The 26,118-nt window shown below is 45.8% G+C and carries 23 protein-coding genes and 1 pseudogene; 11 read left to right on the forward strand and 13 right to left on the reverse strand.

The window, feature by feature from the left end:
- Positions 1–23 precede the first annotated feature (23 nt).
- The gene (locus B7360_RS08810; protein WP_005395319.1) at positions 24–1,394 is read left to right on the forward strand and encodes an L-serine ammonia-lyase; all 1,371 of its coding nucleotides are present in this window, start codon (positions 24–26) and stop codon (positions 1,392–1,394) included.
- Between the two features lie 332 nt (positions 1,395–1,726).
- Positions 1,727–3,223 carry a peptide MFS transporter gene (locus tag B7360_RS08815; RefSeq protein WP_085343322.1) on the forward strand — a complete coding sequence of 499 codons (1,497 nt, stop codon included), beginning with the start codon at positions 1,727–1,729 and terminating at the stop codon, positions 3,221–3,223.
- Between the two features lie 77 nt (positions 3,224–3,300).
- On the opposite strand, the gene B7360_RS08820 is transcribed toward B7360_RS08815, so the two are convergent.
- A complete protein-coding gene (locus B7360_RS08820; protein WP_085343323.1) occupies positions 3,301–3,537 on the reverse strand; it encodes a hypothetical protein in 237 nt (78 codons plus the stop codon).
- A 256-nt stretch (positions 3,538–3,793) separates the two neighbouring features.
- On the opposite strand from B7360_RS08820, the gene B7360_RS08825 reads away from it, so the two are divergent.
- Complete coding sequence (locus B7360_RS08825; protein ID WP_085343324.1) at positions 3,794–4,669, forward strand: LysR family transcriptional regulator; 876 nt, start codon at positions 3,794–3,796, stop codon at positions 4,667–4,669.
- On the opposite strand, the gene B7360_RS08830 is transcribed toward B7360_RS08825, so the two are convergent.
- The 6 genes from B7360_RS08830 to B7360_RS08855 all read right to left on the reverse strand — a co-directional run bounded on the left by B7360_RS08830 (position 4,666) and on the right by B7360_RS08855 (position 11,259).
- Positions 4,666–5,439 (reverse strand): phosphotransferase enzyme family protein, encoded by a 774-nt coding sequence (locus B7360_RS08830; RefSeq protein WP_085343325.1) that lies wholly within the window; start codon positions 5,437–5,439, stop codon positions 4,666–4,668. The genes B7360_RS08825 and B7360_RS08830 overlap by 4 nt on opposite strands.
- A 161-nt stretch (positions 5,440–5,600) precedes the next feature.
- The gene (locus B7360_RS08835) at positions 5,601–6,470 is read right to left on the reverse strand and encodes a LysR substrate-binding domain-containing protein (protein ID WP_085343326.1); all 870 of its coding nucleotides are present in this window, start codon (positions 6,468–6,470) and stop codon (positions 5,601–5,603) included.
- Between the two features lie 136 nt (positions 6,471–6,606).
- Entirely contained in the window at positions 6,607–7,587 is a 981-nt protein-coding gene (locus B7360_RS08840) for an OmpA family protein (protein WP_005395330.1), read from the reverse strand.
- A 457-nt stretch (positions 7,588–8,044) separates the two neighbouring features.
- Positions 8,045–9,169 carry a M14-type cytosolic carboxypeptidase gene (locus tag B7360_RS08845; RefSeq protein WP_085343327.1) on the reverse strand — a complete coding sequence of 375 codons (1,125 nt, stop codon included), beginning with the start codon at positions 9,167–9,169 and terminating at the stop codon, positions 8,045–8,047.
- Positions 9,170–9,282: 113 nt separating this feature from the next.
- Positions 9,283–10,683: an FAD-dependent oxidoreductase gene (locus tag B7360_RS08850; RefSeq protein ID WP_085343328.1), complete on the reverse strand. Its 1,401-nt coding sequence runs from the start codon at positions 10,681–10,683 to the stop codon at positions 9,283–9,285.
- A gap of 216 nt (positions 10,684–10,899) precedes the next feature.
- Complete coding sequence (locus B7360_RS08855) at positions 10,900–11,259, reverse strand: DUF3316 domain-containing protein (RefSeq protein WP_005395335.1); 360 nt, start codon at positions 11,257–11,259, stop codon at positions 10,900–10,902.
- Positions 11,260–11,683: 424 nt separating this feature from the next.
- On the opposite strand from B7360_RS08855, the gene B7360_RS08860 reads away from it, so the two are divergent.
- Together B7360_RS08860 and B7360_RS08865 are read left to right on the forward strand one after the other, a co-directional pair.
- Positions 11,684–12,592 carry a VirK/YbjX family protein gene (locus B7360_RS08860; RefSeq protein WP_085343329.1) on the forward strand — a complete coding sequence of 303 codons (909 nt, stop codon included), beginning with the start codon at positions 11,684–11,686 and terminating at the stop codon, positions 12,590–12,592.
- Positions 12,593–12,643: 51 nt separating this feature from the next.
- Positions 12,644–13,195: a porin family protein gene (locus B7360_RS08865; protein WP_085343330.1), complete on the forward strand. Its 552-nt coding sequence runs from the start codon at positions 12,644–12,646 to the stop codon at positions 13,193–13,195.
- Positions 13,196–13,242: 47 nt separating this feature from the next.
- Here B7360_RS08865 and B7360_RS08870 read toward each other — a convergent pair whose 3' ends face one another.
- From B7360_RS08870 to B7360_RS08890, 5 genes are all read right to left on the reverse strand, one after another.
- Positions 13,243–14,151: an EamA family transporter gene (locus B7360_RS08870; RefSeq protein ID WP_085343331.1), complete on the reverse strand. Its 909-nt coding sequence runs from the start codon at positions 14,149–14,151 to the stop codon at positions 13,243–13,245.
- Positions 14,152–14,282: 131 nt separating this feature from the next.
- On the reverse strand, positions 14,283–14,984 hold the full coding sequence (phnR, locus tag B7360_RS08875; RefSeq protein ID WP_053808131.1) for a phosphonate utilization transcriptional regulator PhnR: 702 nt from the start codon (positions 14,982–14,984) through the stop codon (positions 14,283–14,285).
- Positions 14,985–14,993: 9 nt separating this feature from the next.
- Positions 14,994–16,718, reverse strand: a complete 1,725-nt coding sequence (locus tag B7360_RS08880) for a putative 2-aminoethylphosphonate ABC transporter permease subunit (RefSeq protein WP_085343332.1) — start codon at positions 16,716–16,718, stop codon at positions 14,994–14,996.
- Between the two features lie 8 nt (positions 16,719–16,726).
- Positions 16,727–17,833, reverse strand: a complete 1,107-nt coding sequence (locus B7360_RS08885) for a putative 2-aminoethylphosphonate ABC transporter ATP-binding protein (RefSeq protein WP_085343333.1) — start codon at positions 17,831–17,833, stop codon at positions 16,727–16,729.
- A gap of 325 nt (positions 17,834–18,158) precedes the next feature.
- A complete protein-coding gene (locus B7360_RS08890) occupies positions 18,159–19,169 on the reverse strand; it encodes a putative 2-aminoethylphosphonate ABC transporter substrate-binding protein (protein WP_005384363.1) in 1,011 nt (336 codons plus the stop codon).
- Positions 19,170–19,435: 266 nt separating this feature from the next.
- Here B7360_RS08890 and phnW point away from each other — a divergent pair, with 266 nt between their 5' ends.
- From phnW to phnX, 3 genes are all read left to right on the forward strand, one after another.
- Complete coding sequence (phnW, locus tag B7360_RS08895; protein WP_085343334.1) at positions 19,436–20,539, forward strand: 2-aminoethylphosphonate--pyruvate transaminase; 1,104 nt, start codon at positions 19,436–19,438, stop codon at positions 20,537–20,539.
- Positions 20,540–20,565: 26 nt separating this feature from the next.
- Positions 20,566–21,945, forward strand: a complete 1,380-nt coding sequence (locus B7360_RS08900) for an aspartate aminotransferase family protein (RefSeq protein WP_085343335.1) — start codon at positions 20,566–20,568, stop codon at positions 21,943–21,945.
- Positions 21,946–22,025: 80 nt separating this feature from the next.
- Complete coding sequence (phnX, locus tag B7360_RS08905; protein WP_085343336.1) at positions 22,026–22,841, forward strand: phosphonoacetaldehyde hydrolase; 816 nt, start codon at positions 22,026–22,028, stop codon at positions 22,839–22,841.
- Positions 22,842–22,917: 76 nt separating this feature from the next.
- Here the strand turns inward: phnX and B7360_RS08910 are convergent, their stop codons facing one another.
- The gene (locus B7360_RS08910; protein ID WP_025501411.1) at positions 22,918–23,946 is read right to left on the reverse strand and encodes a LacI family DNA-binding transcriptional regulator; all 1,029 of its coding nucleotides are present in this window, start codon (positions 23,944–23,946) and stop codon (positions 22,918–22,920) included.
- Between the two features lie 249 nt (positions 23,947–24,195).
- On the opposite strand from B7360_RS08910, the gene B7360_RS08915 reads away from it, so the two are divergent.
- The 3 genes and pseudogenes from B7360_RS08915 to B7360_RS08925 all read left to right on the forward strand — a co-directional run.
- Positions 24,196–24,639, forward strand: coding sequence for a PTS sugar transporter subunit IIA (locus B7360_RS08915; RefSeq protein ID WP_005463973.1), 444 nt, complete (start codon positions 24,196–24,198; stop codon positions 24,637–24,639).
- A 67-nt stretch (positions 24,640–24,706) separates the two neighbouring features.
- Entirely contained in the window at positions 24,707–24,994 is a 288-nt protein-coding gene (locus B7360_RS08920; protein ID WP_005463968.1) for a PTS sugar transporter subunit IIB, read from the forward strand.
- Positions 24,995–25,003: 9 nt separating this feature from the next.
- Positions 25,004–26,026: pseudogene (locus B7360_RS08925) on the forward strand (PTS ascorbate transporter subunit IIC); the annotation flags it as partial.
- Between the last annotated feature and the right edge of the window lie 92 nt (positions 26,027–26,118).

The following is a 26,118-nucleotide window of genomic DNA, read 5'->3' on the forward strand; positions in this document are numbered from 1 at the left end:
TTCACTGCTAAAGGAAGTCAATTATGCTGTCGATTTTCGATATATTTAAGATTGGTGTCGGGCCTTCTAGCTCCCACACTAATGGTCCTATGCTTGCCGGATTCCATTTCACTCAACTAGTTAGCGACTCTATGGCGAAAGTGCATCGGGTGCAAGTGGACCTTTATGGCTCATTATCGCTCACTGGTAGAGGGCACCACACAGACCGAGCCACTGTCCTTGGTTTGATGGGAAATAAACCCGATACCATCAAAATGAGTAGCGCTAAAAGTGCGCTACAAAATACTATAGACAACAACACGCTGCTACTCGCTGGTACGCACCAGATTGAGTTTAGCTACGACCATGACATCGTCTTTCATAGTGACAACCTTCCCCTGCATGAAAACGGAATGACGATTACCGCACTAGACGCTGCGGGAGACCAAGTGGCGTTTGAAATTTATTATTCCATCGGAGGCGGATTCATCGCCACCGCTGACGAACTAGAAAACGGCACGCAACAAGATGAAGTCGCGGTACCATTTCCTTTCACATCAGCGGATGAGATGCTGGAAAAAGCCGAGACTAACGGTTTTAGTTTGGGAGGTATGATTCTACAAAACGAACTGGCATTCCGCTCAGATGAAGAAATTAGCCAAAGAGCAGAACAAATTTGGAAAGTGATGTCGCTCTGCATGCAACGTGGTTTCGATACGGAAGGGATTTTAGAAGGTGGTCTCAATGTCACTCGTCGTGCACCAAACCTTTTGAAAAAGCTCGAAGCCAACGCTGCAGTTGAGAATGATCCAATGGAGATCATGGATTGGATTAACCTCTTTGCCTTTGCGGTTAGCGAAGAAAATGCAGCTGGCGGACAAGTCGTTACTTCTCCAACTAATGGCGCTGCAGGGGTGATTCCGGCGGTATTGATGTACTACCATCGCTTCATCAAAGAGCTTGATATTAAACAGCTGAAAGATTTTCTCGCAGTCGCTGGCGCTATCGGCATCTTATATAAAACTAACGCGTCAATTTCCGGCGCCGAAGTGGGTTGTCAGGGAGAGGTCGGGGTTTCTTCATCCATGGCAGCCGCTGGTTTAACGGCGCTCAGAGGCGGCAGTAACGAGCAGATTTGTATAGCCGCGGAAATTGCGATGGAGCATTCATTAGGAATGACTTGTGACCCGATCGGCGGCTTGGTTCAAGTGCCTTGCATTGAAAGAAATGCCATGGGCGCAATGAAAGCCATTAATGCCTCACGTATGGCATTAAAGCGCACGAGCAAATGCCTTATTTCATTAGATAAAGTTATCGAAACCATGTATCAAACTGGTAAAGATATGAACAAAAAATACCGTGAAACTTCCTTAGGTGGCTTGGCCGTCATTCATATGGCACCGCCATGCGAATAGTCAAATAAGCCCGCTATATCATTGCTGGCGATGCACTTCGTCAGCAATTTCCTTTCTCGCAAGACCTCTTTTTATTTGCCGTAATCCTATAAAACCCCATTAGCTCCAATCAGTAACAAATACAACAAAATTAAACAAAAATAGAATTAAGCACTGCTTTATTCAAATTTATCTAGAACAACACATTAGCATTTAGCCATATAAGCATTAGAAAATATAGTGCAGCATTTCCACGTTATGCGACAATTATTTCAATACTCAATCTTTCGTTTCATTACTATTTAATAGAAATAACAATACCTACCTTCCTCCGCTAATGTGAGTACAAAATTATGTGGAATAAACTCAATAAATCCATGATGTTCTGCCAAATGATGTTTGGCTTATCATTTTACGGTGTATTAGTAAGTCTAACTCGATTTTTTCTAGAGGATCTAAATTACAACGAAGCCGATACGATGATGATCGTTGGTGCTTTTTCGGCGATCGGGCCACTTTTCGCGATCGCGGGCGGCTTTATTGCAGATAAGTTTTTAGGCGCTTATCGCTCACTTTCTATCGCATATTTCGCTTTTGCATCCGGTTACGTATTACTCGTGTTGGGGGCTTCTGCTTCTAACGTTCCACTTTCAATGTGTGGTATTGCGCTCGCCAGTTATGGCCGCGGCCTGATGTCACCCTCTTACCCTAGCCTCTATAAACGAACGTTCAAATCACAAGAAAATTTTGAAAAAGGATACCCAATCAATTATTCAGTGAATAATGTTGGCGCCTTTTTAGGTCAATATTTGTTCCCAATGATTGTCCTTGTGATCGGCTTTAATGGCGGTTTTACCATCTCTGCTGTTATGGCAGCAGCGGCATTGATCATGCTATTGGTATTCCGCAAAGATCTTGTTGGCGTAGCCTCTGAGCTTGATCAAAAAACCGTAAGTTTAAAAAACTGGGTACTTTTTGCATTGATTTCATTGGCAATGATCGCGTTGGTATTTTTCATGTTTTCAAACATGGATATTGGCCAAAATATCGTATACGCCATCGGAGGGGCGGCGATCGCATACTTCATATCTCTGATGCTTAAAGCAAGCAAAGCTGAGTCTTTGAAGATGGGGACCATCTTAATTGTGACCTTGCTGACAACCTGTTTCTTTGTTTACTACGGACAAATGATGACCTCGATGAACATGGTTGCTATCAACACATTAAAAGGCTCTCTATTTGGTTTTATTCCGCTCGAACCAGAAGCAGCAATGGCAATGAACCCGCTTTGGTGTATGGTTGGTGGTCCTATCGTAGCTGGCTTTTTTGGGTTGCTGGAAAAGCGCGATATCTACCTCTCTACCGCGACAAAAATCGCCTTGGCATTTGTACTGACCGCGATAGCGTTTGGTATCTTGACGTTTGCCGTGACTACCGTGGGTGAAGATGTCGTGATCATGCCAGAAATCTTTCTCGCTATTCACTTCTTCCAGGCGATTGCAGAAGTCATCGTGGGTTCGATGGTCGTAGCGTTTATTCTTTCCGTCGCGCCGAAGCACATCGAAAACTTCTCTGTTAGCCTATTTTCTGTGGCAATCGCATTGAGCGGTATTATTGGTGCTGCATTTTCAACCTCTATCGCGTTAGAGAAAGGACAGACCATCACACAAGACATTGTACAAAACGTATATGGTGATTATTTCCAATTACTCACTGTCCTTGCTGTCGTGATGGTCGCTATCGCAATGGCAGCGTCACTCATTATTCGCAAGATGCTTGATGCGGCGAAAGAAAGCGATACTCAAGCGCAACCAGTCGAGATCGAAGCTGGGGTTGAAGTTCAAAGCTGAGTTTGATGATTTACCTATCTCAAAATATAAAAAATGCCGCGATATTCGCGGCATTTTCTTAACAACAACATGTTCGATTAATCACGTCGACCACGAAGTTCAATTTTTTGTGTAGCAGCATCCGTTTGGATGATTACCCCGCCATAGGCCGTTTCATTTCGACCTTTCAGCGTCAGTTGAGAATCTGCGCGCTCGACGTCGACCTGATTTTTCGTAGCCATCGTCATATCAATTGTGCCCGTGTATGACCCATCGCCAGCTAATGCTATGTTTGTTGAGCAAACCATCAAACTAAGTGCGATTAATTTTTTCATACGTCACCTCTGTTTTTGTTCTTACTTTCTTTCGATGAAAAAACTGTAACAACAGAAACGTGTTCATACGAGGAAAGTCATCATTTACCAAATGGAAATCCAAACCACTAAATTGATATGACCAAGCCTATTTGCTGTCCACCGTCGCCTTCAATAAACCATAAGATACGACAGCATGCTTAAATTGACCGAACGTTGTCTTTTGTTCAGCAATCCAGAGATATGATTTCTCAGCAGAAGACAAATGAGACGATGTATGAGCATTAATCTGGACATTCAAAACGTATTGGTACTAAAACGGATGTATGAGTTACGTAGCGTCCGATTGGTGGCAGATTCACTCGGAAAGACATCAGGATCAATCAGCAAAAACCTGACAAAAATGAAAGCGCAGCTCGATGACCCTTTGTTCATTCAGACTAAAAATGGCTTTGAACCGACCGCTTTTGTCGAGGCGAACATGCCACATTTTGAACAAATCCTCACCAGTATTGATTCCATCAAACCACAGAGTTTTTCACCCGCTAATTTTGACGGCTCGATCACTATTTATGCGAACACATTGTTTTGGGATTACTTTGGTGACAAGTTTTACTTAGAATTACTAAAACACGCCCCAAAAGCAAAGTTCTCTTGTTTACGTTGGGGGAGCGACGCGAAAAAGCGATTAACTGAGGGTGAAAACGCTATTGCGATTCATTATTTTGATGAGGATCTTCCGCAGTCAATTATTCAAAACGAACTAGGTCGAGGAAAAGCCGTATTTTTTGTTCGAGATGAGCATCCCGCTCAACATTTCCAAGAGCTAGAAAACTATCCCTTTTTACTTTTCAAAACGCCGGGATGGAACGACTACCGATACCCGTTGTTGGAAAGGCTCAACCATATGGGGTTCCGAACCACACCTAAGGTAGAAATTGAACACCCTGCGATGATTCAAAAAGTGCTCCTACAAACGGATCATTTTGGTATAACCATGAGTGGACATGTGCCTAAGGGCTGCCGAAGTATCGCGCTTCCTGGCGGGTTAGAGCTTGATGTTCGCTACGTGATGAGCTGTCGTCGATCACAACAGCAAGCCCCGATAAACCAGTGGTTATTCAATGTCATTAAAGATATCACCCAGCCCTAACCTAAAAGTCCTAGGGTGATGACTTGTCTATGTTTTCTTAGGTACTCGATATCGTTGAGGTAAGCGGTATGATGGCAATCTTCTAGGTTCGCTTGAAACCTATCATCACCTTGAGCTGCGACCCCTCTCATACAATCAACTAATGCGGAGAGTCGATGTGTCATCACCTCCACCAGCTCTTCCCGTTCCAATCTCGAACACCCATAAGCGTCACAGAAGAGTTTTGCACGCTGAATTTGTTGCTCCAAACAGCCCATTTTATCGTGCTCATCGGTTTTAAATGGTGCCCAACCATAGACCGAAAAAGCGACATCCCAAACTCTTGGTGCCGGATGCGCCGTATCAAAATCAAACACACCAACGACAAACTCTCCATGGAGTGCCACGTTATATGGCATGAAATCACCATGACAAATCACCTCTTGTGGTGTTCGTGGTGGCAGCATCCAGTGCAGCGTTTCATTTTGATATTGCTTAAGGAAACCCTCAGATGCATCGTGCATATCGCGTAACATTTTTGCCGCAGATTGGAGCGCGGAAACAGAAGCAATGTTGCCAATCAATGGATAGTTGTCAGTCTCTCCTTCGACATAGCTAACCCACTCTTTTCCTTTCTCAATACCAACCGCTTTAGGGCATGCCGTAAAGCCTCGTGAATGAAGATAGGTAAGTAGCTGATGGATAGTCATCGTCCAATAACTGGCAGGACGAGATATCAAATTCCCTTTTCGATAGATGGCATTTTCTCTACCGCCTTGCATTGTTTCCATAACAGTATCCTGTGTGGATTAAGCGCGCATCAGATAACGTAAAGCTAGATCATCATACACTCAAAGCTTTTAGAGAAGGTTGACTGACCCTATAAGAAACCGCGCATTTTGTTAGGTAAATCGCAAGAATAAGTACCGCTGTAAAAATAGACCGTAAAACATCAAAGGCCTTGTATTAACCATTGGGCAAAGGTGTTTACGTGTGACTTTTCTGATGCCCTAACCATCATATAGTGTGCGCCGGAGCTGGGCATACGCCAATCTCCGATTTGTACTAATATCCCTTGTTGCAACTCATCCTCAACAAGAAAGTCTCTCACCAGTAAGACACCAAGTTGATTAGTTGCAGCTTGAATAGCAAGCAATGAATGTTCAAATTCGGCTATCACTTTGCTCACCTTGCCTTGATAACCTTGGTACGCAAACCATACCTGCCAAGATTCATGATAACCCCCGGTGCAAATTTTAGGTGTTTGAGACAACTTCGTGAGGTCATCAATCGGATTTAACTGAATAAAGCCGGGGCTTGCTACAACGATCCAGTTTTCTTGGGTAAGCTGAATAGCTTGTTGCTCTTGCCAATCGCCATCTCCGTTAATAATTTCTATATCTGCAATCGCACTGGCGTTTGGAACCGTATTCGCGGTTGTCGAGATCTTAAAGGAAACATCTGGAAATTGACGCTGAAAATCGGCCAGTCTTGGCATTAGCCATTGCGAGCAAAAACTGTGGGCGACATGTAAGGTAATTTGCTTGTTCTGTGGGCGAGTAAATAAATGATGGGTCGAGGTTGATAAGGTTTGAAGCACATGGTTAACCACAGGCCAGTATTCTTTTGCTGAGCTGGTTAGCGTAAGGTGCGTACCCTTGCGCTCGAATAATGTTGCATTTAACTGCAGTTCTAGCGATTTCACCTGCTGACTGACGGCCGCACGGGTCACATTTAGCTCCTCTGCGGCTTTAGTGAAGCTCTGTAATCGCGCCGTGGCTTCAAACGCTCGGAGCAAATTAAGCGGCGGTAAACTTTGCATAACACTCTCCCAAATACTTGGCAGCCATGGTATGAACTGGTGATGACAAATTGATGAAAGTGCTGAGTTTGTTAAGTGGGATCAAAAAAGCCAGCGTGATACACGCTGGCTTTTGGAACTGTCTCTTAAGCAGGAATTATTCTGCTTTCTCAGTGGTTTGGTATTCAAACGCAGGGACAACTACTTCAACACGACGGTTCATTTGACGACCTTGACGTGTTTCGTTGCTTGCTACTGGGTTAGCTTCACCCATGCCTTTCACTGTCATACGCTCAGCCGCAATACCTTTTGCTTGGAACTCGTCAGCAACGGCTTTCGCGCGTTTTTCTGTAAGTTGCTGGTTGTACGCAGCAGAACCCGTCGTATCACTGTAACCCGTGATCTCAACTTGAGCTTGTGGGTAAGTGTTCATCAGATCAACGGTACCAGAAAGGGTCGATGCATCTTTCACTTCTGCACTTTCTAGGTCGAATTGTACTGTCGCTGTTGTTTGAGCAGGGTAAACATGCTCAACAATACGTGTTGCAGGGCGTGTTTCTACTACTTCCTCAACCACTTCCTCTTGAACTACTGGCTCAGAGCCGAACTTGTAGTTAAAACCAATACCGAAGAAATCTGAATCCATATCTTCAATCACGTCATCAGACATATCTTGGTAACGTTGGTATTCAGCACGTAGGCTCCAGTTGTAGTTGATTTTGTACTCAGCACCTAGAGAGCCTGTTGGTACGAAATCTTTTTCATCACCTGCCATCATGTATGCAGCACCAACTTTCGCGAATAGATTCCAAGAATCCGTTAGCGGTAGGTTGAATTTAGGAGCAAGAGTCAACGCCCAAAGATCACCGTCAACGGTGTTTAGGCCCGGCTTTTTGAAGTTTGCAGTGAAGTCACCAAGGTAATCAACACCGTACTCTGCTGCAACGTACTCGTTGAAGCTGTAGCCCAGATGCATAGATGCTGCAAAACTGTCGTCGTCACAAGGTTCGTTTAGGTAACACGCATCATTTAGAGAGTTGTAACCTACTTTACCGCCCATGTAAGTGTCAGCAAGTGCAACGTTTGAGATCACACCACCAGCAAGTACAGTAGCCACTGCTATAGCGATTTTTTTCATTATTCTTTTCCTTTTTCTTGTACACAAAGCAACACATCGAGGCAGCATACTGCCGTAAAATATGAAGCCGTAACTTTCTCTTTTCTTCGAACAGAAATAGCTAAATAGCGTAGGAAAGAATCAAAAAATGATATTCAAACGCCAATGACGTAAAACGGAGAAAGATAACCTCAAGACCATCTATTCATGAGCTTCATCCGCATACCCAACCGAGAAATAAAGTCTCGTTGCGTTGGTTTAGCCATAGTCAATTCGTTGCGGAGAATATCACAAAATAGCCAGTTTTCTGTGACGCAAATCACCATAAAACCCCATTTTCTCAAATTTAAGAATCGACATTTAAGCCTGTGAATGGCAACAAATTTTTACAGGAGAGAATGGATATCGAAGGCATAAAAAAACAGCTCATTTAAAATGAGCTGTTTTCGAAATAATGAACAGACGTGAACTTATCGAACTAGATTTTATCCGCCACGGTAAGCGTTGCAGCTAAGACATCTTGCCCAAATAATACACTGCGTTCTGGTGACCAACCATAAAGCGGATCTGGGTGATTGTTGTTGTCTTTAAATGGCATCTCGATCGTGTACGACAGGCATTTGAACTGCTCCGCGACCCAGTTTGAGCCTACCGTCAAATTCGCTTTACCCGGCTCATCTTTATCATAACCAATCTCATCTTGGAACTCAGGTGTAATAGTCAGTAACGCTTGCTTAAATGATGCCTCTAAAGCGGCAAGATTTTCATCGTAAGAAGGAATACCTTCTGAGCCAGCGACGAAGTTATACGGTATCGCTTCATCACCATGGATATCTAAAAACATGTCAACACCCGTTTCCAGCATACGTTGACGCACAAGGTAGACTTCTGGACTTTTCTCCATAGACGGAGTTTGCCACTCACGGTTCAAGTTCACGCCTACCGCGTTCGTACGTAAGTGACCACGAATACCACCGTCTGGGTTCATGTTTGGTACCACGTAAAGCACTGCTTTTTCCAGTAATGCACGCGCAACCGTGTCATTTTCGTCCAGTAGACGTTGGATCATACCTTCCATAAACCATTCAGCCATGGTTTCACCCGGATGTTGGCGTGCAATCATCCAGATTTTCTTTTTGCCTTTTTCTGGCTCACCAAACGTTAGCAAGCTCATGTCATTGCCGTCTAATGTGTGGCCTAATGTTTCTAGTTGGCAGTGGTGCGCGCTTTGTGCCATGTGTAACAAATCTAAATGACGATCGTATGTGTAAGGCGCAAAGTACGCGAAGTAAATTGAGCTACGCTCAGGGATAACAGTGAAAGTCAGCGTGTCGCCATCGAACTCTGCTGGTATACGGAACCATTCTTCACGGTCGTAAGACGCCACGACATCGTAACCTTGCCACCCTTCTGGATAAGCCGACTTAGCCAAATCAAGCAGTTTGATCGTGTGCGACTGCTCGGCTTCGGTTTCTAGACGGAAATGGAACCACTGGTAGAATTCCGACATATTGTCATTAGGGATTTTAAGTTGGATGTCATTTTTGTCGTCCGCTTTCACTACGTGAATGCTACCGCTATCGAAGTTGCTGAATACTTTCATTATATTACTCACCTTTTAAATCTGAGCTTGAAAGACAGAGGCTAACACAAGGCTACATCGCCCCCCAATGACTTTCACTGCAAACTGTCTCGTTTGTGGCTAAAGTCTTCAGTTTAGTCGAGCTTATCCGCTTTGCCTGCTGGTCCTGCGAGTTTCGCTAGCCATTTATCCCAAACAAACGGATGTTTCTCATTGTCTTCCGCTTCCTCTTTTCTGCGAACAGCATTTCGTACCATCATTGCTCCCAGCCAACGTATTGGTTCTGGTGGGAAATACCCAAGCGGTCCTTGCGCTAAACCACTTCGCGTCCATTCGTTATCTAGCCCTAACACCAACGACGATAAAATTTTTCCACCCATTCGAGTTTGGGCAACGCCGTTACCTGAATAACCAAACCCGTAAAAGACATTACTTTGCTCATCCAATTGGCCAAAAAAAGGAAACCCAGTTGCGGAACGATCCGAACCGCCAGTCCAAGAGTACTCAAATTCAGCCCCTTTTAAGCGAGGAAAAAGGTTGTCGAATGATTTTTTTAGTAGCGTTTGATAACGCGTCGGCTTGTTAAACATCGCGTCAACTTGGTTGTTGAAAGAGAACTGATTACCGCCTTTTCCTAGCATCAAACGGCCATCTGGCGTATCTCGGTAATAATGTACGAAGATGCGTGAGTCCAACACACTCGAACCTGCTTGCCAACCAGATTGAGACAAAGTATCACCAAGCGGTTTGGTAATAACCATATCCGAAGACACCACAACAATGCTGTTTTTGAACTGCTTAAATTGCTCCACCATCCATGCATTTAATGCCAACACCACCTGCTGCGCTTGAATATTTCCTTTAGGTGTACAGACGGTGGCAGGTTTTCCATAATCTAGACGCGTCATTGGCGTGTTCTCATAAACTTCTACACCCAGATCAATAGCAACACGGCGTAACCCTCGCGCGAGTAAGGCGGGTTGCACGTTAGCAGCAACCGGAGAGTGGTAGCCTTCAATATGGCGAGGTGAACCCGCATTAGCACACAGTTCCTCCACCGAGCAACGACGCCAACTGTTCACATCTAGCCGTTGTAACTCGTCGACAACTGGTTGCATTCCTCCAGCTTGCGCTCGGTTTGTCGCCGTATAATAAACACCGTTGAGTGATAGCTGTGCATCAATCCCATGTTGCTTGCAAAATGCGTCAATCTCCAACACCACTTGTTCCGACTCTTTTACCAACCAAACAGCATGTTCTTCACCGAATAACCGTTTTAACGTCGGGAACTTGGTAGACCATGTCAGCATACAGCCGCCATTCGCGCCAGATGCCCCACTGCCACACAAGCCCTTTTCGATAACAACCACCTGTTTTTCAGGAGATTGCTGCTTAATCATAATCGCTGTCCAAAGTCCGGTGTAGCCACCACCGACAATAGCAACATCTGTATCAATATTTTGATGTAATGGTTGCGGCGTTTCTGGCTGTTCAGCTTCAATGGCCTGTTTGAACCAGTATGAACTGTGTGTCATCGGATATCCTTGTTAGTGCTTTGCATCGTTTCTATAAACACTTTACAAACGATGAGCACAATCAACGAGCAAGAATATATAACGCTGAGCGATAGCAAATGTTGCGCTGAGAGAGTGGAAGTTTCCGCTATCAATGAATACAAAAATGGGGAGCAGCGCTCCCCAAAACAAACAGCAAGGATATAAATTATCGGAAAATCGAGACCGTCTTACTGGTTAGTATTTACCGGTTTCACGCATGCGGTACTCGTATTGAACATTGAGAATAGGCTGGTATACAACTTGCCCGTCACTTTGCAAGAACTCATTCACCATGACTTTTGAGTCAGTGATAGAAAACGACTGGCGATCAACATACTCTGTAAGGCTTGTAAACTCGTCACGAAGCTGACCTGGTGATTTGCTTTGATAGTTCTGAATCATGTCACGACCCATTTCATAAGCCGCTTGTTTGCTATCCATAACATCACCATGGATCGTTTCGGTATCGTTTGTCCACTGATAGCCACCAGCAAAAACAACAGAAGGTGCAGCAGTCAGAGCAATCATACTTGCTAAAGTCATTAAGCGTTTCATAAACCTCTCCTTACTTACCTTTATATCGGACCTAAATTGGCTCGATATTTATAAGGTACGTATAAAGACCAGAAACACGTCAAAATAATTTCAAATAACGTTCAATTCTTGTTCAACTCATTTCACTTTAACTTAGCAACACGGCATCATACTCTGCCAACACGAGCATTTTTCTACCTCGTAATCACAACGTTCAAAGTGGCTTCCAAACTGACATTTCCTTACCAACCCATACAATACCTAAGGTCAATTTTCTCTTAGAATCCCAACAAAAGAACAGTGTTCAAAACCTTACATAAACGTCGGGCACAGCAAAACCTCCCCTTTTAGTAGTGCTTTGCATTTCCCCCTTTTTCGGGTTCTTCGCTGCTCGTCCGTCGGTTCTTAATTGTGGCTGTTGAGCACACGTTAATCTGGAGTGAAAATGACCGCGAACAAATCCATTTTTTACCATAGCAAATCAATTTACTCAGATGATTATGCTGATGTCTATAAGCCAATTTGGACCTACAGAGCTAAGTTCATCTTGCGCGCACTTTACTACAAACGAGCGTTTAAGCACCTGTCAGATAATATTGAATCGTCATTGCTAGAGATGCTTTGTGCACGTACGCACCGATTTTTAGAAAAACCGTTTCGTCCCTACATCATCAAAAATAACTCAGCGTTCGATCGTTCAAACCTAGTGGTTGATCACTACAAAACCATTTCAGAGCTGTTTTCTAAACAGACCATTGAAGAGATCTATACCGATTCAACTGGCTTAACATTAACATCATTTGAAATCGACGAGACATTGTACTCTGTGCGATTGGTGTACGAAGCGCGTTACCAAAAAGAAGGCGACATGAGCCTAGTGCTACACAGCGCGGAGGATGGCAACTTCTATACGCTCTCATTTACTCTCGGCCACATAGAATCTGGACGCAGCATTATGATTGGCGGCTTGCAAGGGCCACGCAGCAGTGAAGAGAACAACGCAAAAATTAAAAAGTTAACTCGTAAGCTTTACGGGCAAAGACCAAAAAGCTTGATGGTGAGTTTGCTCACTTTACTCGCGCAAATTTGGGAAGTGAATACGATTCTAGCGGTAAAAACACAATCCCATACTTATGCTGCACGACGCTACAGTAAAGGACGAATCAAAACGGATTACGATGCACTCTGGCAAGAGTTGGGCGGCACCGAATACAACCGTCATTTCTACTCACTCGATGTGAATGCCCCGCGTCGTGATATCGAAGGCATGTCGCGTTCTAAACGCTCGATGTATAGACGTCGTTACGAATGGTTAGACAATACCAAAGCGGAGTTCATGGCAAGGCTACGTTAACCCAACGCAGCACATGACGTTTTGTTTTTCATTTTATGATTCGGAGTTTTTATGTCTTACAAGTACGCCGTTGCATGCTTACTGTCCGCACTTTCCTTAACGGCTCATGCACAACCACCCCAACATGTTGTTGGAGCAAATTTAGGCTACGGTAATGTTAGTTACGATGTGAACAATAGCCATGATGAAGGTGACATGTTCCTTGGTGATGTATATTACCGTTACATGTTCGATCACAACTTTGGCATTGAAGCTGGCTATAAGGGCGCATTTAACGGCATTGGCTCCGTACTTATCAGTCCCTTAACAGAAATCACCGATGTCAGTTATGGCGGACCTCGACTCAGCGGTTACGCAAGTTACCCTCTGGGAGCTGGTTTTGAGCTTTACGGGAAAGGCGGTATCACTTACTACACGTTGAGTTATACATTTAAAAATAATGGTCAGAGCAAAGAATATGATGAGTCCAGCCTTGGAGGCGAGGCCGCTGCTGGTGTCGCTTGGGCCTATAAACACTTTGGTTTGAACTTGGAGTACAACTACGCCAAGAATAGCGACTTTGATTCTGGCGGTGTGATGTTTGGTGCACAATTGCGATTTTAAAAATTTAGCTGTGCCAAGGCACCGAATCGACATCGGTGCCTTATACCTCAAGCAGGGCTCAATGACAGAATGATTCCGCTCAGGATCAACAGCACCCCGACGCCTCGCGTGAAATACCATTTTTCAGCCAACAACCACACGCCCATTAATAAACCAAATACAATGCTGATTTGTCGCAAAGCCACAACAAGGCTGACGTTATCAGTCATGGTCATCGCAAACAGCACCAAGCCGTAGGTTGATGCCATCATGATGCCAGCCATGCTCGCACTTTTGCGAATCATCCAAGCGGTTTGTAGTTCTTGCTGACTCCCCGAAACAATACACCACAATAAAACCGGTACTCCCATAACCCAAAACTGCACGCCTAGATAAAAAATCGCGCTATAGTGGTCGTTAAGAATGGTCGATGTTTGTTGAGTTAGCAGATTCAGTGCTTGCTTGTCCACAACGGAGTAACCCGTCGTGCCAAACGCCGCAATCAAGGCCCAAAACACACCAACATTCAGGTACTCCCCAAAAGTAATTTGACGAAAACTGGTCACTGGAACTAGGACACAACCTAAAGTAATAAGCAGGAAACCCAACCACTGCTGAGCGTTCAACTCATAACCTAAGGCGACGGTGAGTGCGCCCACCATCATTACAGGAAGTGCTCTCGCAATCGGATAAATCACTCCCACATCGGCGTGCTTGTAGGCCACGATCAAACCAACCAAATAGACGATTTGAGATAAACCACTGATAAACAGCATTCCCCAAAACACGTTGGGCAACGTCGCCCAGCCAATGTTAAAGAGATACCAAATAAGATAAGGCGTGAGCAGAAGGCAAGCAGATAAACTTGCCGCCATCGTAAACGCGAGCCCTGAACCAGCATTGCTTTTACCAAGAATATTCCAGCCAGCATGCATAACCGCAGACAATACAACGAGTGCGATTGCCAAGAGATCCATTCCGTTTTCCTGTTTATGATATTTAGATACCCTCAAGGTGCTTGGGTACAACAAAGGCCCCAATATGGAGCCTTTGAATTTGAGATATAAATTGCTCGCTACCAACTAGACAGATGCCCAGCAAACAGAGATTAATTCAGCTCCGCGACAGACTCGATGCTGATGGCATCATGACGCCAGTATTCGATGTCACAGTCAATCAACTCGCCATGTTGGTTGTAGTTGATACGTTCAACCACCATTGCAGGCGTACCAGACGTCGCGCGCAATGCCTGTGCCACCTCACCCAACAAAGTACTAGTCGAAATTCGGTAACGAATTTTTTGATACGTCACACCGTAGTGTTCACGATAAATGTCGGTTAACGAGTTTGATAAATCATAAGACAATAAGTTGGGAAATATGTCTGGTCGAATGTAGTTCGTGACATAAACCACCGGACGCTCTTCTAGGTAACGAACGCGGTCGACACGAAATACGTCTGAAAACGGCTGAAGGTCCAACAAACGAGCGGCCAATTTATTAGCCAAGGTGCCTTTTGCGGCTATCACTTCTGTTTTTGGCACGCGATTTTGCGCTTTTGCCATGTTTGGGAAGTTCAACGTTTGGGTTGGGTCGTAACGCAATGGCTCAGGTGAGATAAACCAACCTCGGCGGTCTTCGCGATAGATTCGACCTTCTGCTTCGAGCAGTGATAAAGCTTCACGCAAAGTGACGCGTGTAGTATCGAACGATTCCGCCAACTTACGCTCTGCTGGCAGTTTTTGACGCGGCGATAGCATGCCCGCTTCAATCTGTTCAACAATCGAATCTTTAATTTTTACGTATTGCACGAAGTGTCCTTATCTTTTGCGCCAAGCTTGTGTGCGATTCTCTAACAATTTACCCAACGTCATCTGAACAATCTTCGCAATTGCGGCAGCAATCATGATCATCACCGCCATTGCCGCAGCAGCGCCAGTTTGACCTGCATCGTCCATATTCAGAATTGAGACCGAAGCTGGAATCGTATCGGTTGAGTAAAGGAATACTACCGCAGAAGTGGTGGTCAATGCATTAACAAACAAGTAAGCCGCAATGTCCAAAGTCGCAGGTAAACACACAGGTAATGTCACTTTAAAGAACAACTTGTATTGAGGAAGCTTCACCGATGCCGCCGTGGCTTCAATCTCCGATGGCAACTGCTTTAGCGCTGTCAGGGCGGTCATGTGACCCACGGTGTAGTAATGCACTACCGTGTTAATCACCAAGAATGCCATGGTGCCATAAAGCACGTTCAAAGGATTGTTCGCATCATTGAAGTAAAAGATGTAACCCAAGCCAAGCACCATACCCGGAACCGCCATTGGCACCACGCTAAGCATTTGCATCACCTGACGAATTGGACCAAACGCACGCCCTTTCTCAATGCAGTAAGCACCGACAAAGATAATGGCTGTACCAATAACTGCCGTCCAACCTGCCAGCGTTAGCGAGTTGAAGAATGGGCTCCAACCGTAAGTGCTCATTTCGGCAAAGTTGTAGTTGTTTAGCGTCAGCGCTTTGTTCCAAGGCCAGAACGTAACTAACGAGCCATACACCGCCATGCCAAGCACAGCCAGCACTGCAATAGAAATGATGCTGCAGTAAACCAAACAGATGCTGTCGCGCGCTTTGTTGGGTTCTGGCTGATAAGGCACTGAACGTGTGTCGAATAAGCTCTTTTGTTTTTTCTGTACCCAGCGGTCTGCACCAAATGCCATTACCGCAGGGAATAACAACATAATGCTGGTCACCGCACCCATGGCAAAGTTTTGTTGTCCCACAACTTGCTTGAAGATGTCAGTCGCCAGAACGTTGTAGCTTCCACCAATCACTTTCGGCACACCAAAGTCCGTGATAACCAGCGTAAAGACGACGATAAGCGTACTGATCAAACCGTATTTCGCCGCAGGTAACGTCACCATAAAGAAGGTTTTGATTGGTGAGGTTTTAAGTGCGCGGGCTGCTTCATACAAGCGAGCATCTGAAGTGCGCAGCGAAGTAGTTAAAATCATCAATGCATGAGGGAAGGTCCAGAAAATCAAACCCATCGAGATACCAATCACGCCGTAAATCGAGTTTCCTAACAACATCTCTTTGGCAATGCCTTGATTACCGAAAAGGAAGATCAAACTGATCGCCGGCAACAACGAAGGCGCAAGAATTGGCGCAGTGCCTAGGATTTGAAACAAACCTTTAAACGGCATACATGAACGAGTCAGCGCGTAGGCATAACCAAACGCAAGCACACCCACTACCGAGGTCACTATCACGCCCAAAGTGAAGGTGTTTCCCACCGACACCCACAAGCTTGAAGAGGAAAAGTACGTCGCAAAGTTTGCCAGACCGACAAATTCGCCATTGGCATTTTGCACACTCTTGGTCAACATTGCCCAAAGCGGCATTAAGATGAACAGCACCATCATGGTCGACAAACCAGCGAGCAAACCGAACAACACAAGGTTGTCGCGGCTAACACGTCCGAGTAAGGATTTTGCTTTGTCTTGTGTAGTCAGGCTATTCATCGTCATTGTCTTCGCATCCATGTTTACACCTACGCCGCTAGCGCTTTATCAACCGAGGGCACGGCGTAACCATGCAGCCCTTCTTCAGCAAACTGGATGTAACGTACATCGCCCGCCTTGATATTGAGTTTTTGAACCGTTTCCACAGGCACATCCACGACGATGGTTTTCGTTGAGCTGTCGTTTTGCAATACGCAATCAATGCGGAAAAACGCCCCCAAAAACTCGGTAGCCGTAACTCGCACTGGTAAAGAGTTGTTGTAGTTTTCAACGAACTTGATGCTTTCAGGACGCACCGCAAGGTCGAAGCGGTCACCACGTTGGATCATACGATTGGTCAAGCTTGGCGCTGGCATCAAGGTTTCAGCAATGCGCACTTGGGAGTCCGTTGCAACGGAGGTTTCAATAAAGTTCATGCTGCCGACAAACTCAGCAACAAAGCGCGTGGCTGGTTGTTGGTAGATTTCTTGAGGTGTGCCAACTTGCTCAATCACACCATGGTTCATTACCACGATACGATCCGCCATCGACAACGCTTCGTCCTGATCGTGCGTAACCATGATGGTGGTGATGCCCAGCTTGCGTTGCAGCTTACAAATCTCGTCACGTAAGTGAACACGTACTTTTGCATCCAGCGCTGACAGCGGCTCATCAAGCAGCAGTAGACCCGGAGACAACGCCAATGCACGAGCCAAAGCAACACGCTGCTGTTGACCACCAGAAAGCTGGTTAGGGAATTTCTCGCCAGAGGTCGGAAGACCAATGGTTTCTAGCCAGTAATCTACTTTCTCTAACGCTTCTTTGGTCGACATGCCTTGGTTCTTCAAACCCACCGCAATGTTCTCTTGCACAGTTAGGTTCGGAAACAGCGCGTAAGATTGGAATACGATACCGAAATCACGCTTCTCTGGTGGCAAGAATGTGGTCTCTTGACCGTTTTGAAAAATCGCACCAGACGTTGGCAAGTCTAAACCTGCAATAGCACGTAATAGAGTGGTTTTACCGCAGCCAGAAGGACCAAGAAAACAAACAAACTCGCCCTTTTCAATCGCTAGCGAGATTTTCTTTAATGCAGTGAACTGTCCGAATTGCTTCACGACATTTTCGATATTGAGATAAGGTTGGTTAGTTGACATAACACACGCTCCAAATGGTATATACCAACTTTAGTTTTGGAGTGTTACGTTCCAATGACAAATTTATAGCCAGAAGATGACAAATAGATGAAGGGCGATGAGGTTTGTTTAAGTGATAATTAGAGATTTCCGACTCACTCCTTCGTCGCTCTCGAGAATGACATCATGAGTGCGGATAGAAGCTCCCAACGTTCTTAAGTCCGTCATTCCAGCGAACCTAGGTGAGACTAGGAATCTACTTGCAGCAAACTTTGAAATAACAGAGAAAACAAAAAATCCACCTCAACCGAGGTGGATTTCAGTATTCAACTCAAAGCAAATTCGATTAAGACTTTGGCTCTGATTTCGCGTCGAACTTCTCAGACCATGCCGCTAGAATCTCTGCACGCTTGCTACCCATTTGCGCGAAGTCCATCTTCGCCATGTTCTCTTGAACATTCGGGAAGTTAGATACTGTCGCTTTCACTTCTTTATGTGCAACCACTGGGTACATTTCTACGTAAAGCTCGTTTGCCGCTTTAGAGATTGACCAGTCGACAACACGTTTCGCTGCATCCGACTCTTTCACTAGACCAACTGCTTCTGATTCCCAGCCGATGCCTTTTGGTGTGATAACCGCTAGTGGTGCACCTTGTGTTTTCAGCTTCGCGCCGCGGCTCGCCATCGAAATACCGATGGCTACTTCACCCATACCCGCTTGAACACATGGCTTAGAACCAGAGTGCGTGTAGTGTGCAATGTTCTTGTCTAAGTCACGCATGTAGTTCCATGCCTGATCTTCACCCATGTTTTGTAGCCAAGCAGAAACCTGCATGTAGCCAGTGCCTGAAGACGCTGGGTTCGGCATTGCAATGTGACCTTTGTAAACCGGCTTCGTTAGGTCTTCCCATGACGTTGGTTTCGGGAGGTTAAGTTGTTTCGCTACCGCTTCGTTGAAACAAACTGCGTTAAAGAACGCATCGTTACCGAACCAAGCTTGGTTTGATTGAGGGTCGTTTAGGTTCGCGTGCAGCTCTTCCAAACCTTTTGGTGTGTAAGGCTTAAGAAGACCTTCATCTTTAAGCAGTGCCATTGACGAGCCAGCAAGACCCCAAACCACTTCCGCTTGAGGGTTGTTCTTTTCTGCCAGCAATTTCGCCGTCATGATACCGGTGGAATCGCGAACCCACTTAATCTTGATATCTGGGTTATCTTTCTCAAACGCAGACTTGTATTTAGCAAGAATGTCAGTTTCGAAAGCGGTGTAAACCGTGACTTCCTGTGCTGCCATTGCATTCGTAGCTAGCAGAGAGACAAGTGCAGCCAGCGATCCTTTCATCAAACGGTTTTTCATCATTTTCTCCAGTTAATTTGGCTAAGTTTTCATTTGGTCTGTACCAGTTGACGATATACACCCTACTGAGCCTTTGTGACGAAATCATGACCATTAAATGGCAGTTTTACGAAAATTTGCGATGAATAATCGTTCAATTGATCCGCAATTTTCTGGATATTAAAGTTTTATGAAATTGGACATTCGCCTATTTACTGCCCTTTTCTTCCTCGCTAGAGTTAACTCGAAATTTGGTGTATACCAATTAGCTTATTCTGATGGAAATCGAGATGAAAAACGAATACCTACTACTGACTCCAGGTCCTCTATCTACTTCTGAAACAGTACGTGAAGCCATGCTAAAAGACTGGTGTACTTGGGATGATGAATACAACAAAGACATCGTAGAAGTGATCCGCACTAAGCTTGTAAAACTGGCGACGGAGCAAGACGGCTACACCAGCGTACTAATGCAAGGTAGCGGCACCGCATCAGTAGAAGCAACGATTGGCAGTGCCATTGGCAAAGATGGAAAATTGTTGGTTGTCGACAACGGTGCTTACGGTGCGCGTATCGCTCAGATCGCTGATTATCTAAATATTCCATGCCATGTAGTTTCCCCAGGCGAAACATCACAGCCACACTTGAACGAGGTGGAAACTGCATTGGCATCGGATCCTACAATCACACACGTGGCGATTGTTCACTGTGAGACAACCACTGGCATGCTTAACCCAATTGAGGCATTTGCTTCTGCGGCAAAAGCACACGGTAAAGTGGTGATTCTCGATGCCATGTCGAGCTTTGGTGGTATTCCTATCGATATCGCTGAGCTAGGCATCGATTTTATGATCAGCTCAGCGAACAAATGTATCCAAGGCGTACCGGGCTTTGGCTTTGTGATTGCGAAACAAACTGAGCTAGAAAAGTGCCAAGGTCAGGCACGTTCTTTGAGCCTTGATCTTTACGACCAGTGGCACTGCATGGAAGTGAACCACGGCAAATGGCGTTTCACGTCTCCAACGCACACGGTTCGCGCTTTCTATCAAGCCTTGCTAGAGCTGGAGCAAGAAGGCGGCATTGAGGCTCGTCATCACCGCTACCAAACTAACCAGAAAACACTGGTTGCAGGTATGCGTTCTCTGGGTTTCGAACCACTACTGAGTGATGACCTTCACTCGCCAATCATCACCTCTTTCTACTCTCCAACTCACAGTGATTACCAATTCAAAGCGTTCTACACGCGTTTAAAAGAGCAAGGTTTTGTGATTTATCCGGGTAAGGTATCGAATGCAGATTGCTTCCGTATCGGCAACATTGGCGAAGTTTACCCAGCAGATATCGAGCGCTTGATCGGTGCAATTGAAAAAGCAATGTACTGGCAAGTTGCGTAAAGCAACTTTCTGATTGAGAGAGCGTTATGACTCAGAATATCAAACCGACTCATTTCCGCAGCGAAGGCGATGTCAACACGACACCAGCGCGCCAAGATTGGAATGCATCGATGTACGACGAACGCACGCAAGCATTACTAAAGCGTGATTCGGAGGTCTTTCTTCATCAAGCCATGTCGACGCCGTGCTTAGATACCTTGGAAGCAGTAGAAGGCATCTACATCCAAGATGCTACCGGCAAAAAGTACATGGACTTCCATGGCAATAACGTCCATCAGCTGGGCTACGGTCATCCGCATGTGATTAAACGTGTGCAAGAGCAAATTGCCAAACTGCCATTTTCACCACGTCGTTTTACCAACGAGACCGCGATTGAATGTGCCGAAAAGCTTACCCAAATCTGTGGCGGCGAATTGAACCGCGTGTTGTTTGCTCCGGGTGGCACATCTGCGGTTGGCATGGCACTTAAACTAGCGCGCCACATCACGGGCAACTACAAGGTGGTGTCTCTGTGGGATTCCTTCCACGGCGCATCATTGGATGCCATCTCAGTAGGTGGCGAAGCGTGTTTCCGCCAAGGTATGGGACCACTAATGGCAGGTGTTGAGCGCATTCCACCAGCCGTATCTTACCGAGGTGCTTTCCCTGTCGCAGACGGCAGCGACGTGCACTACGCCGACTACCTTGAATACGTGATTGAGAAAGAAGGCGGCGTGGGCGCATTTATCGCAGAAGCGGTTCGTAATACCGACGTACAAGTACCGAGTAAAGCCTACTGGAAACGTATCCGTGAAATCTGTGACAAACACAATGTCATGCTGATCATCGACGACATCCCTAACGGTATGGGTCGTAGCGGTGAATGGTTTACCTACCAAGCTTACGACATCGAGCCAGATATGCTCTGCATCGGTAAAGGTTTGGGTGGTGGCTTAGTGCCTATCGCAGCCATGGTCACCAAAGACAAATACAACACCGCCGAGCAAATCTCCATGGGTCACTACACTCATGAGAAAAGCCCTATCGGTTGTGCTGTGGCACTGGCAACCATGGAAGCCATTGAGCAAGACGGCTTGCTAGATAAAGCCAAAACCGACAGCCAGTTCATGCGTGAAAAGCTGCTAGAGATGAAAGCCAAGTACCCTGTGATTGGCGATGTTCGTGGCATCGGCATGTTGTGGGGCATTGAACTGGTCACCGACCACGAAAGCAAAGCACGCGCGTATGACGAAGCGGAAGCTGTGCTGTACCAATGCCTCAACAACGGAGTGAGCTTCAAGGTATCGCAAGGTAACGTGATTCAGCTCAGCCCACCGCTGATCATCACTCGCGAACAACTGACAGAAGCGTTGGCGATCTTCGAAGAAGCCATCGCCAAAGTGTGTAAAGACTTTAACTACTTCTAACCTCAACAAAAACCAATTTATCCAGAGCGCGGTTCCAACGTGTAGGCAAGCACTCTGGCAAGCAAGAAAAAGGATTGAACATGAGCAAATCACCAATTCAAGCAGTGATCTTTGACTGGGCTGGCACTATCGTCGATTTCGGCTCTTTTGCGCCAACCAGTATCTTTGTGGAAGCGTTCAAACAAGGCTTTGATTTTGATATCGATCTTGAAGAAGCGCGTGAACCAATGGGTCTTGGTAAGTGGGATCACATCCAAGCTGTGGGTCGTATTCCTGCCGTTGATAAGCGTTGGAATGAGAAGTTTGGTCGCTCAATGACCAGCGAAGACATCGACGCTATCTACGCAGCCTTTATGCCTTTGCAAAAAGCAAAAGTGGCTGACCACGCAGAACCAATCCTCAACGCAGTTGAAGTGGTAAACGGTCTGAAAGACAAAGGCATCAAGATCGGTTCTTGTTCTGGTTACCCTCGCGAAGTGATGGACGTACTGATTCCAGTTGCAGCGGATTACGGCTACCAACCAGATTACGTAGTAGCAACGGACGATCTGCCACAAGGCGGTCGCCCTGCGCCGTTCATGGCACTGAAAAACGTGATTGAGCTTGATGTAACCGACGTTAAAGCATGCGTCAAAGTGGACGACTCAGCACCAGGCATCTTTGAAGGTCACAATGCGGGCATGTGGACGGTGGGTCTGCTACTTTCTGGTAACGAAGCAGGTCTGACATTTGAAGAATACGAAGCCGCAGACGAAGCAACCTTAGAGAAAGCTCGTGAAAAAGCACGCGCGAAGTTTATCAAGAGTGCACCTCACTACTTAATCGACACCATCTCCGATCTGCCAGAGGTGATCGTAGATATCGAACAACGCCTAGCCGCGGGCGAACGTCCGTAGTTTTCGCTCGTGAATTCAGAATGTAAAAAGCCTCTCCATATTGAGAGGCTTTTTGTATTTATGGAAAGCGGAGGGGTCAATTAATCGCGGTACTTGCTCGACGCTTTAGCTTAAAGCCCATACTGGTTGGCCTTTCTTCTGGCTCACCTTTGATGGCATGCAACAGTTTTTCTGCCGCCTTGGTGCCCATGCGCTCGTAATCAAATTCTGCCGATGTCAAACTTGGGTAAGCGTGCTCCCCCATAGAAGAACCTTCAAGGCAAATAATGGCAATGTCGGTCGGGACTTTGAGAACACGGCGATGGCACTCAAAGAGCGCACCAATTGCTATCTCCTCATGGCTACACACCAAAGCATTCAAGCTTGAATCGCGCAGCAATAACTTCGCCAATCCTTCCGCACCCAATTGTGAAGATGGCGCTTCATGAGTCGTCAGAAAATGATCTGGGGTGAGATAGTTTTCAATCATCGCACTTTGCCAACCGTGTAACTGGCGTTGCAACGTTGAGTGATTCCCGCGCGCCCCAATAAAACCAACGTTCTTAAAACCTTGTTCAATCAGGTGTCTGGTACAGGCCTTACCCACTTCGAAGTGATCCACGCCAATGTTGAGATAACTGGCCTTTGAGCTCAGTTCGGTAATCTCTAACACTGGCGTATTTGATGCCTCTAACAGTTGATGCGTTCGCTGACTATGCTCACTTCCAAACAGTACAACGCCCGCAGGACGGCTCTCTAAAAAAGTCGAAAGCAACTTTTCTTCTTGCTCAATCGAGTAGTCGCTGTAACCCAGCAATAGTTGATAACCCGCTTTGTTTAACGCCTGTTGGAAGCTTGGTAAGAAATGCGCGCATGCTTTTTCAAACAGTGACGGAATGATTAGAGCGATGGAATAACTTTCTGCAGATGCGAGTGCCCCTGCGGCTTTGTTCGGGATATAGCCGAGCTCATCAACCACTTGTTGAATTTTTTCTCTCAGCTTATCGGATACCAGCTCTGGCGTTCGTAATGCTCGCGACACCGTCATCGTGCCTACGCCTGCTTGTTTGGCGACATCAGCCAAAGTGACATTGCCGGTACTTCTTCGTTTGCGAGGTTCGCTCATTGTTTTTATTTAATGTTCTCTAATTTCAGCTGCAACATCTTATCACAGCGCTTTAATGGTTTTGATATTAGCGCATTAGAACTCGAACACCAGCACATGAAACTTCGATGCCTGATAAAAATGATAGCGCTATCACAATTAATGGTAGCGCTATCAGATAGCGCTACCATTTGTGATCACTCTCAGGTTTTTCTGGCAAATTGATCGATAAAGTACGCAGCAACAAAACAACAAATCGGAAACATTCCAATGCTACGTGAACTGATTACCTCTGATGTCATTCGCATCCATTCTGACGCAACCGACTGGAAAGATGCGATCAGCAAATCTTGTGAAGCTTTGATTGAAAATGGCGCGATAGAACCAAGTTACGTTGAGGCAATTTACCGCTCGCACGAAGAGCTTGGCCCTTACTACGTGGTAGGTCCGGGTATGGCGATGCCACACGCTCGCCCTGAAGATGGCGTTAACCGTTTGTCACTGGCGATCACGGTGATCCAAAACGGCGTCAACTTTAACTCTGAAGAAAATGACCCAGTAAAAATGCTGGTCACGCTAGCGGCAACGGACAGTAATAGCCACGTTGATGCGATTTCGAAACTGGCGGAATTGTTTATGAATGAAGAGCATGTAGAGGCCATCTGCAACGCTCAAAGCAAAGAAGATGTTCTTGCGATCATCGACAAATACTAAGTTTTACTCCTGACATACCCCATTCACAAATGGGTATACCCCCTATAAAAAAGAAAAGGTCTGAATTATGAAAATTATGGTTGTTTGCGGTCACGGTCTTGGTACTAGCTTAATGATGGAAATGAGCATCAAAAGCATCGTAAAAGAATTGAACGTCGATGCCGCAGTGGATCACATCGATCTTGGCTCAGCAAAAGGCACAAGTTGCGACATTTTCATCGGCACAAAAGACATTGCAGAACAGTTGGAAGCACTTGGCGTTGAACAACGTATCGTAGCGCTTGATAACATGGTCGACAAAGTCGCAATGAAAGAGCGTTTATCTGTGGCACTTCAAGAGCTTGGCGCTCTATAAGGTGGTGTTATGGAATTCTTCAGTTTCTTAATGAACGATGTCCTATCAGAGCCAGCGGTTCTGGTCGGTCTCATCGCTCTAATCGGCTTAATTGCTCAGAAAAAACCGGTCACCGAGTGCATTAAAGGCACGGTAAAAACCATTCTTGGTTTCATCGTGCTTGGCGCAGGTGCAGGCTTAGTTGTGAGCTCGCTAGGCGACTTTGCGACCATTTTCCAACACGCATTTGGCATTACAGGCGTGGTACCAAACAACGAAGCTATCGTCTCTATCGCGCAAGAAGCGTTTGGTAAAGAGATGGCGATGATCATGTTCTTCGGTATGTTGGTGAACATTCTGATCGCTCGTTTCACGCCGTGGAAATTCATCTTCCTAACAGGTCACCACACACTATTTATGTCGATGATGGTAGCAGCGATTCTGGCATCTAGCGGCATGAAAGGTGTTCCACTGATCGCGCTTGGCTCTGTGGTTGTGGGTTCTGTAATGGTGTTCTTCCCTGCGATCGCTCACAAGTACATGAAGCAAGTTACAGGTTCTGATGACGTTGCGATTGGTCACTTCTCTACCCTTTCTTACGTGCTAGCTGGCTTTATTGGCAGCAAGTTCGGTAACAAAGAACACTCTACTGAAGAGATGAATGTCCCTAAAAGCTTGTTGTTCTTACGCGATACGCCAGTGGCTATCTCGTTCACCATGGGCATCATCTTTGTGGTGACGTGTTTGTTCGCTGGCGGTGATTTTGTCCGTGAAGTCAGTGGCGGTAAACATTGGTCTATGTTTGCGCTAATGCAATCCATCACATTTGCAGGTGGTGTGTACGTTATCCTGCAAGGTGTACGTATGGTTATCGCAGAAATCGTTCCTGCATTTAAAGGCATCTCAGACAAACTGGTTCCAAACGCAAAACCTGCACTGGATTGTCCGGTTGTGTTCCCATACGCACCAAATGCGGTATTGGTGGGCTTCCTATCTAGCTTTGCAGCCGGTCTAGTGGGCATGTTCCTGCTGTACGTGATGGGGCTTACTGTGGAGCTATGCTGATTTCTGGTGTATGGAAGAGAAGGGAAGTTGCGGTGTAATCTGTTGATGTAGTTCTCGCCAGAACAATTAACAGAAAGGTA

This window comes from Vibrio sp. ArtGut-C1 (assembly GCF_002105475.1).
In the GTDB taxonomy this organism is placed as follows: Bacteria; Pseudomonadota; Gammaproteobacteria; order Enterobacterales; family Vibrionaceae; genus Vibrio; species Vibrio diabolicus.

Bases quoted from the DNA above. Each gene is read 5' to 3' on its own strand.
- B7360_RS08860 (WP_085343329.1), top strand. From the start codon at position 11,684: ATGACCGCGAACAAATCCATTTTTTACCATAGCAAATCAATTTACTCA.
- B7360_RS08835 (WP_085343326.1), bottom strand. From the start codon at position 6,470: ATGCAAAGTTTACCGCCGCTTAATTTGCTCCGAGCGTTTGAAGCCACG.
- B7360_RS08850 (WP_085343328.1), bottom strand. From the start codon at position 10,683: ATGACACACAGTTCATACTGGTTCAAACAGGCCATTGAAGCTGAACAG.
- B7360_RS08880 (WP_085343332.1), bottom strand. From the start codon at position 16,718: ATGGATGCGAAGACAATGACGATGAATAGCCTGACTACACAAGACAAA.
- B7360_RS08840 (WP_005395330.1), bottom strand. From the start codon at position 7,587: ATGAAAAAAATCGCTATAGCAGTGGCTACTGTACTTGCTGGTGGTGTG.
- B7360_RS08820 (WP_085343323.1), bottom strand. From the start codon at position 3,537: ATGAAAAAATTAATCGCACTTAGTTTGATGGTTTGCTCAACAAACATA.
- B7360_RS08900 (WP_085343335.1), top strand. From the start codon at position 20,566: ATGACTCAGAATATCAAACCGACTCATTTCCGCAGCGAAGGCGATGTC.
- phnW (WP_085343334.1), top strand. From the start codon at position 19,436: ATGAAAAACGAATACCTACTACTGACTCCAGGTCCTCTATCTACTTCT.
- B7360_RS08855 (WP_005395335.1), bottom strand. From the start codon at position 11,259: ATGAAACGCTTAATGACTTTAGCAAGTATGATTGCTCTGACTGCTGCA.
- phnX (WP_085343336.1), top strand. From the start codon at position 22,026: ATGAGCAAATCACCAATTCAAGCAGTGATCTTTGACTGGGCTGGCACT.
- B7360_RS08830 (WP_085343325.1), bottom strand. From the start codon at position 5,439: ATGGAAACAATGCAAGGCGGTAGAGAAAATGCCATCTATCGAAAAGGG.
- B7360_RS08890 (WP_005384363.1), bottom strand. From the start codon at position 19,169: ATGATGAAAAACCGTTTGATGAAAGGATCGCTGGCTGCACTTGTCTCT.
- B7360_RS08815 (WP_085343322.1), top strand. From the start codon at position 1,727: ATGTGGAATAAACTCAATAAATCCATGATGTTCTGCCAAATGATGTTT.
- B7360_RS08845 (WP_085343327.1), bottom strand. From the start codon at position 9,169: ATGAAAGTATTCAGCAACTTCGATAGCGGTAGCATTCACGTAGTGAAA.
- B7360_RS08920 (WP_005463968.1), top strand. From the start codon at position 24,707: ATGAAAATTATGGTTGTTTGCGGTCACGGTCTTGGTACTAGCTTAATG.
- B7360_RS08870 (WP_085343331.1), bottom strand. From the start codon at position 14,151: ATGGATCTCTTGGCAATCGCACTCGTTGTATTGTCTGCGGTTATGCAT.
- B7360_RS08885 (WP_085343333.1), bottom strand. From the start codon at position 17,833: ATGTCAACTAACCAACCTTATCTCAATATCGAAAATGTCGTGAAGCAA.
- B7360_RS08865 (WP_085343330.1), top strand. From the start codon at position 12,644: ATGTCTTACAAGTACGCCGTTGCATGCTTACTGTCCGCACTTTCCTTA.
- B7360_RS08915 (WP_005463973.1), top strand. From the start codon at position 24,196: ATGCTACGTGAACTGATTACCTCTGATGTCATTCGCATCCATTCTGAC.
- B7360_RS08825 (WP_085343324.1), top strand. From the start codon at position 3,794: ATGAGCATTAATCTGGACATTCAAAACGTATTGGTACTAAAACGGATG.
- B7360_RS08910 (WP_025501411.1), bottom strand. From the start codon at position 23,946: ATGAGCGAACCTCGCAAACGAAGAAGTACCGGCAATGTCACTTTGGCT.
- B7360_RS08810 (WP_005395319.1), top strand. From the start codon at position 24: ATGCTGTCGATTTTCGATATATTTAAGATTGGTGTCGGGCCTTCTAGC.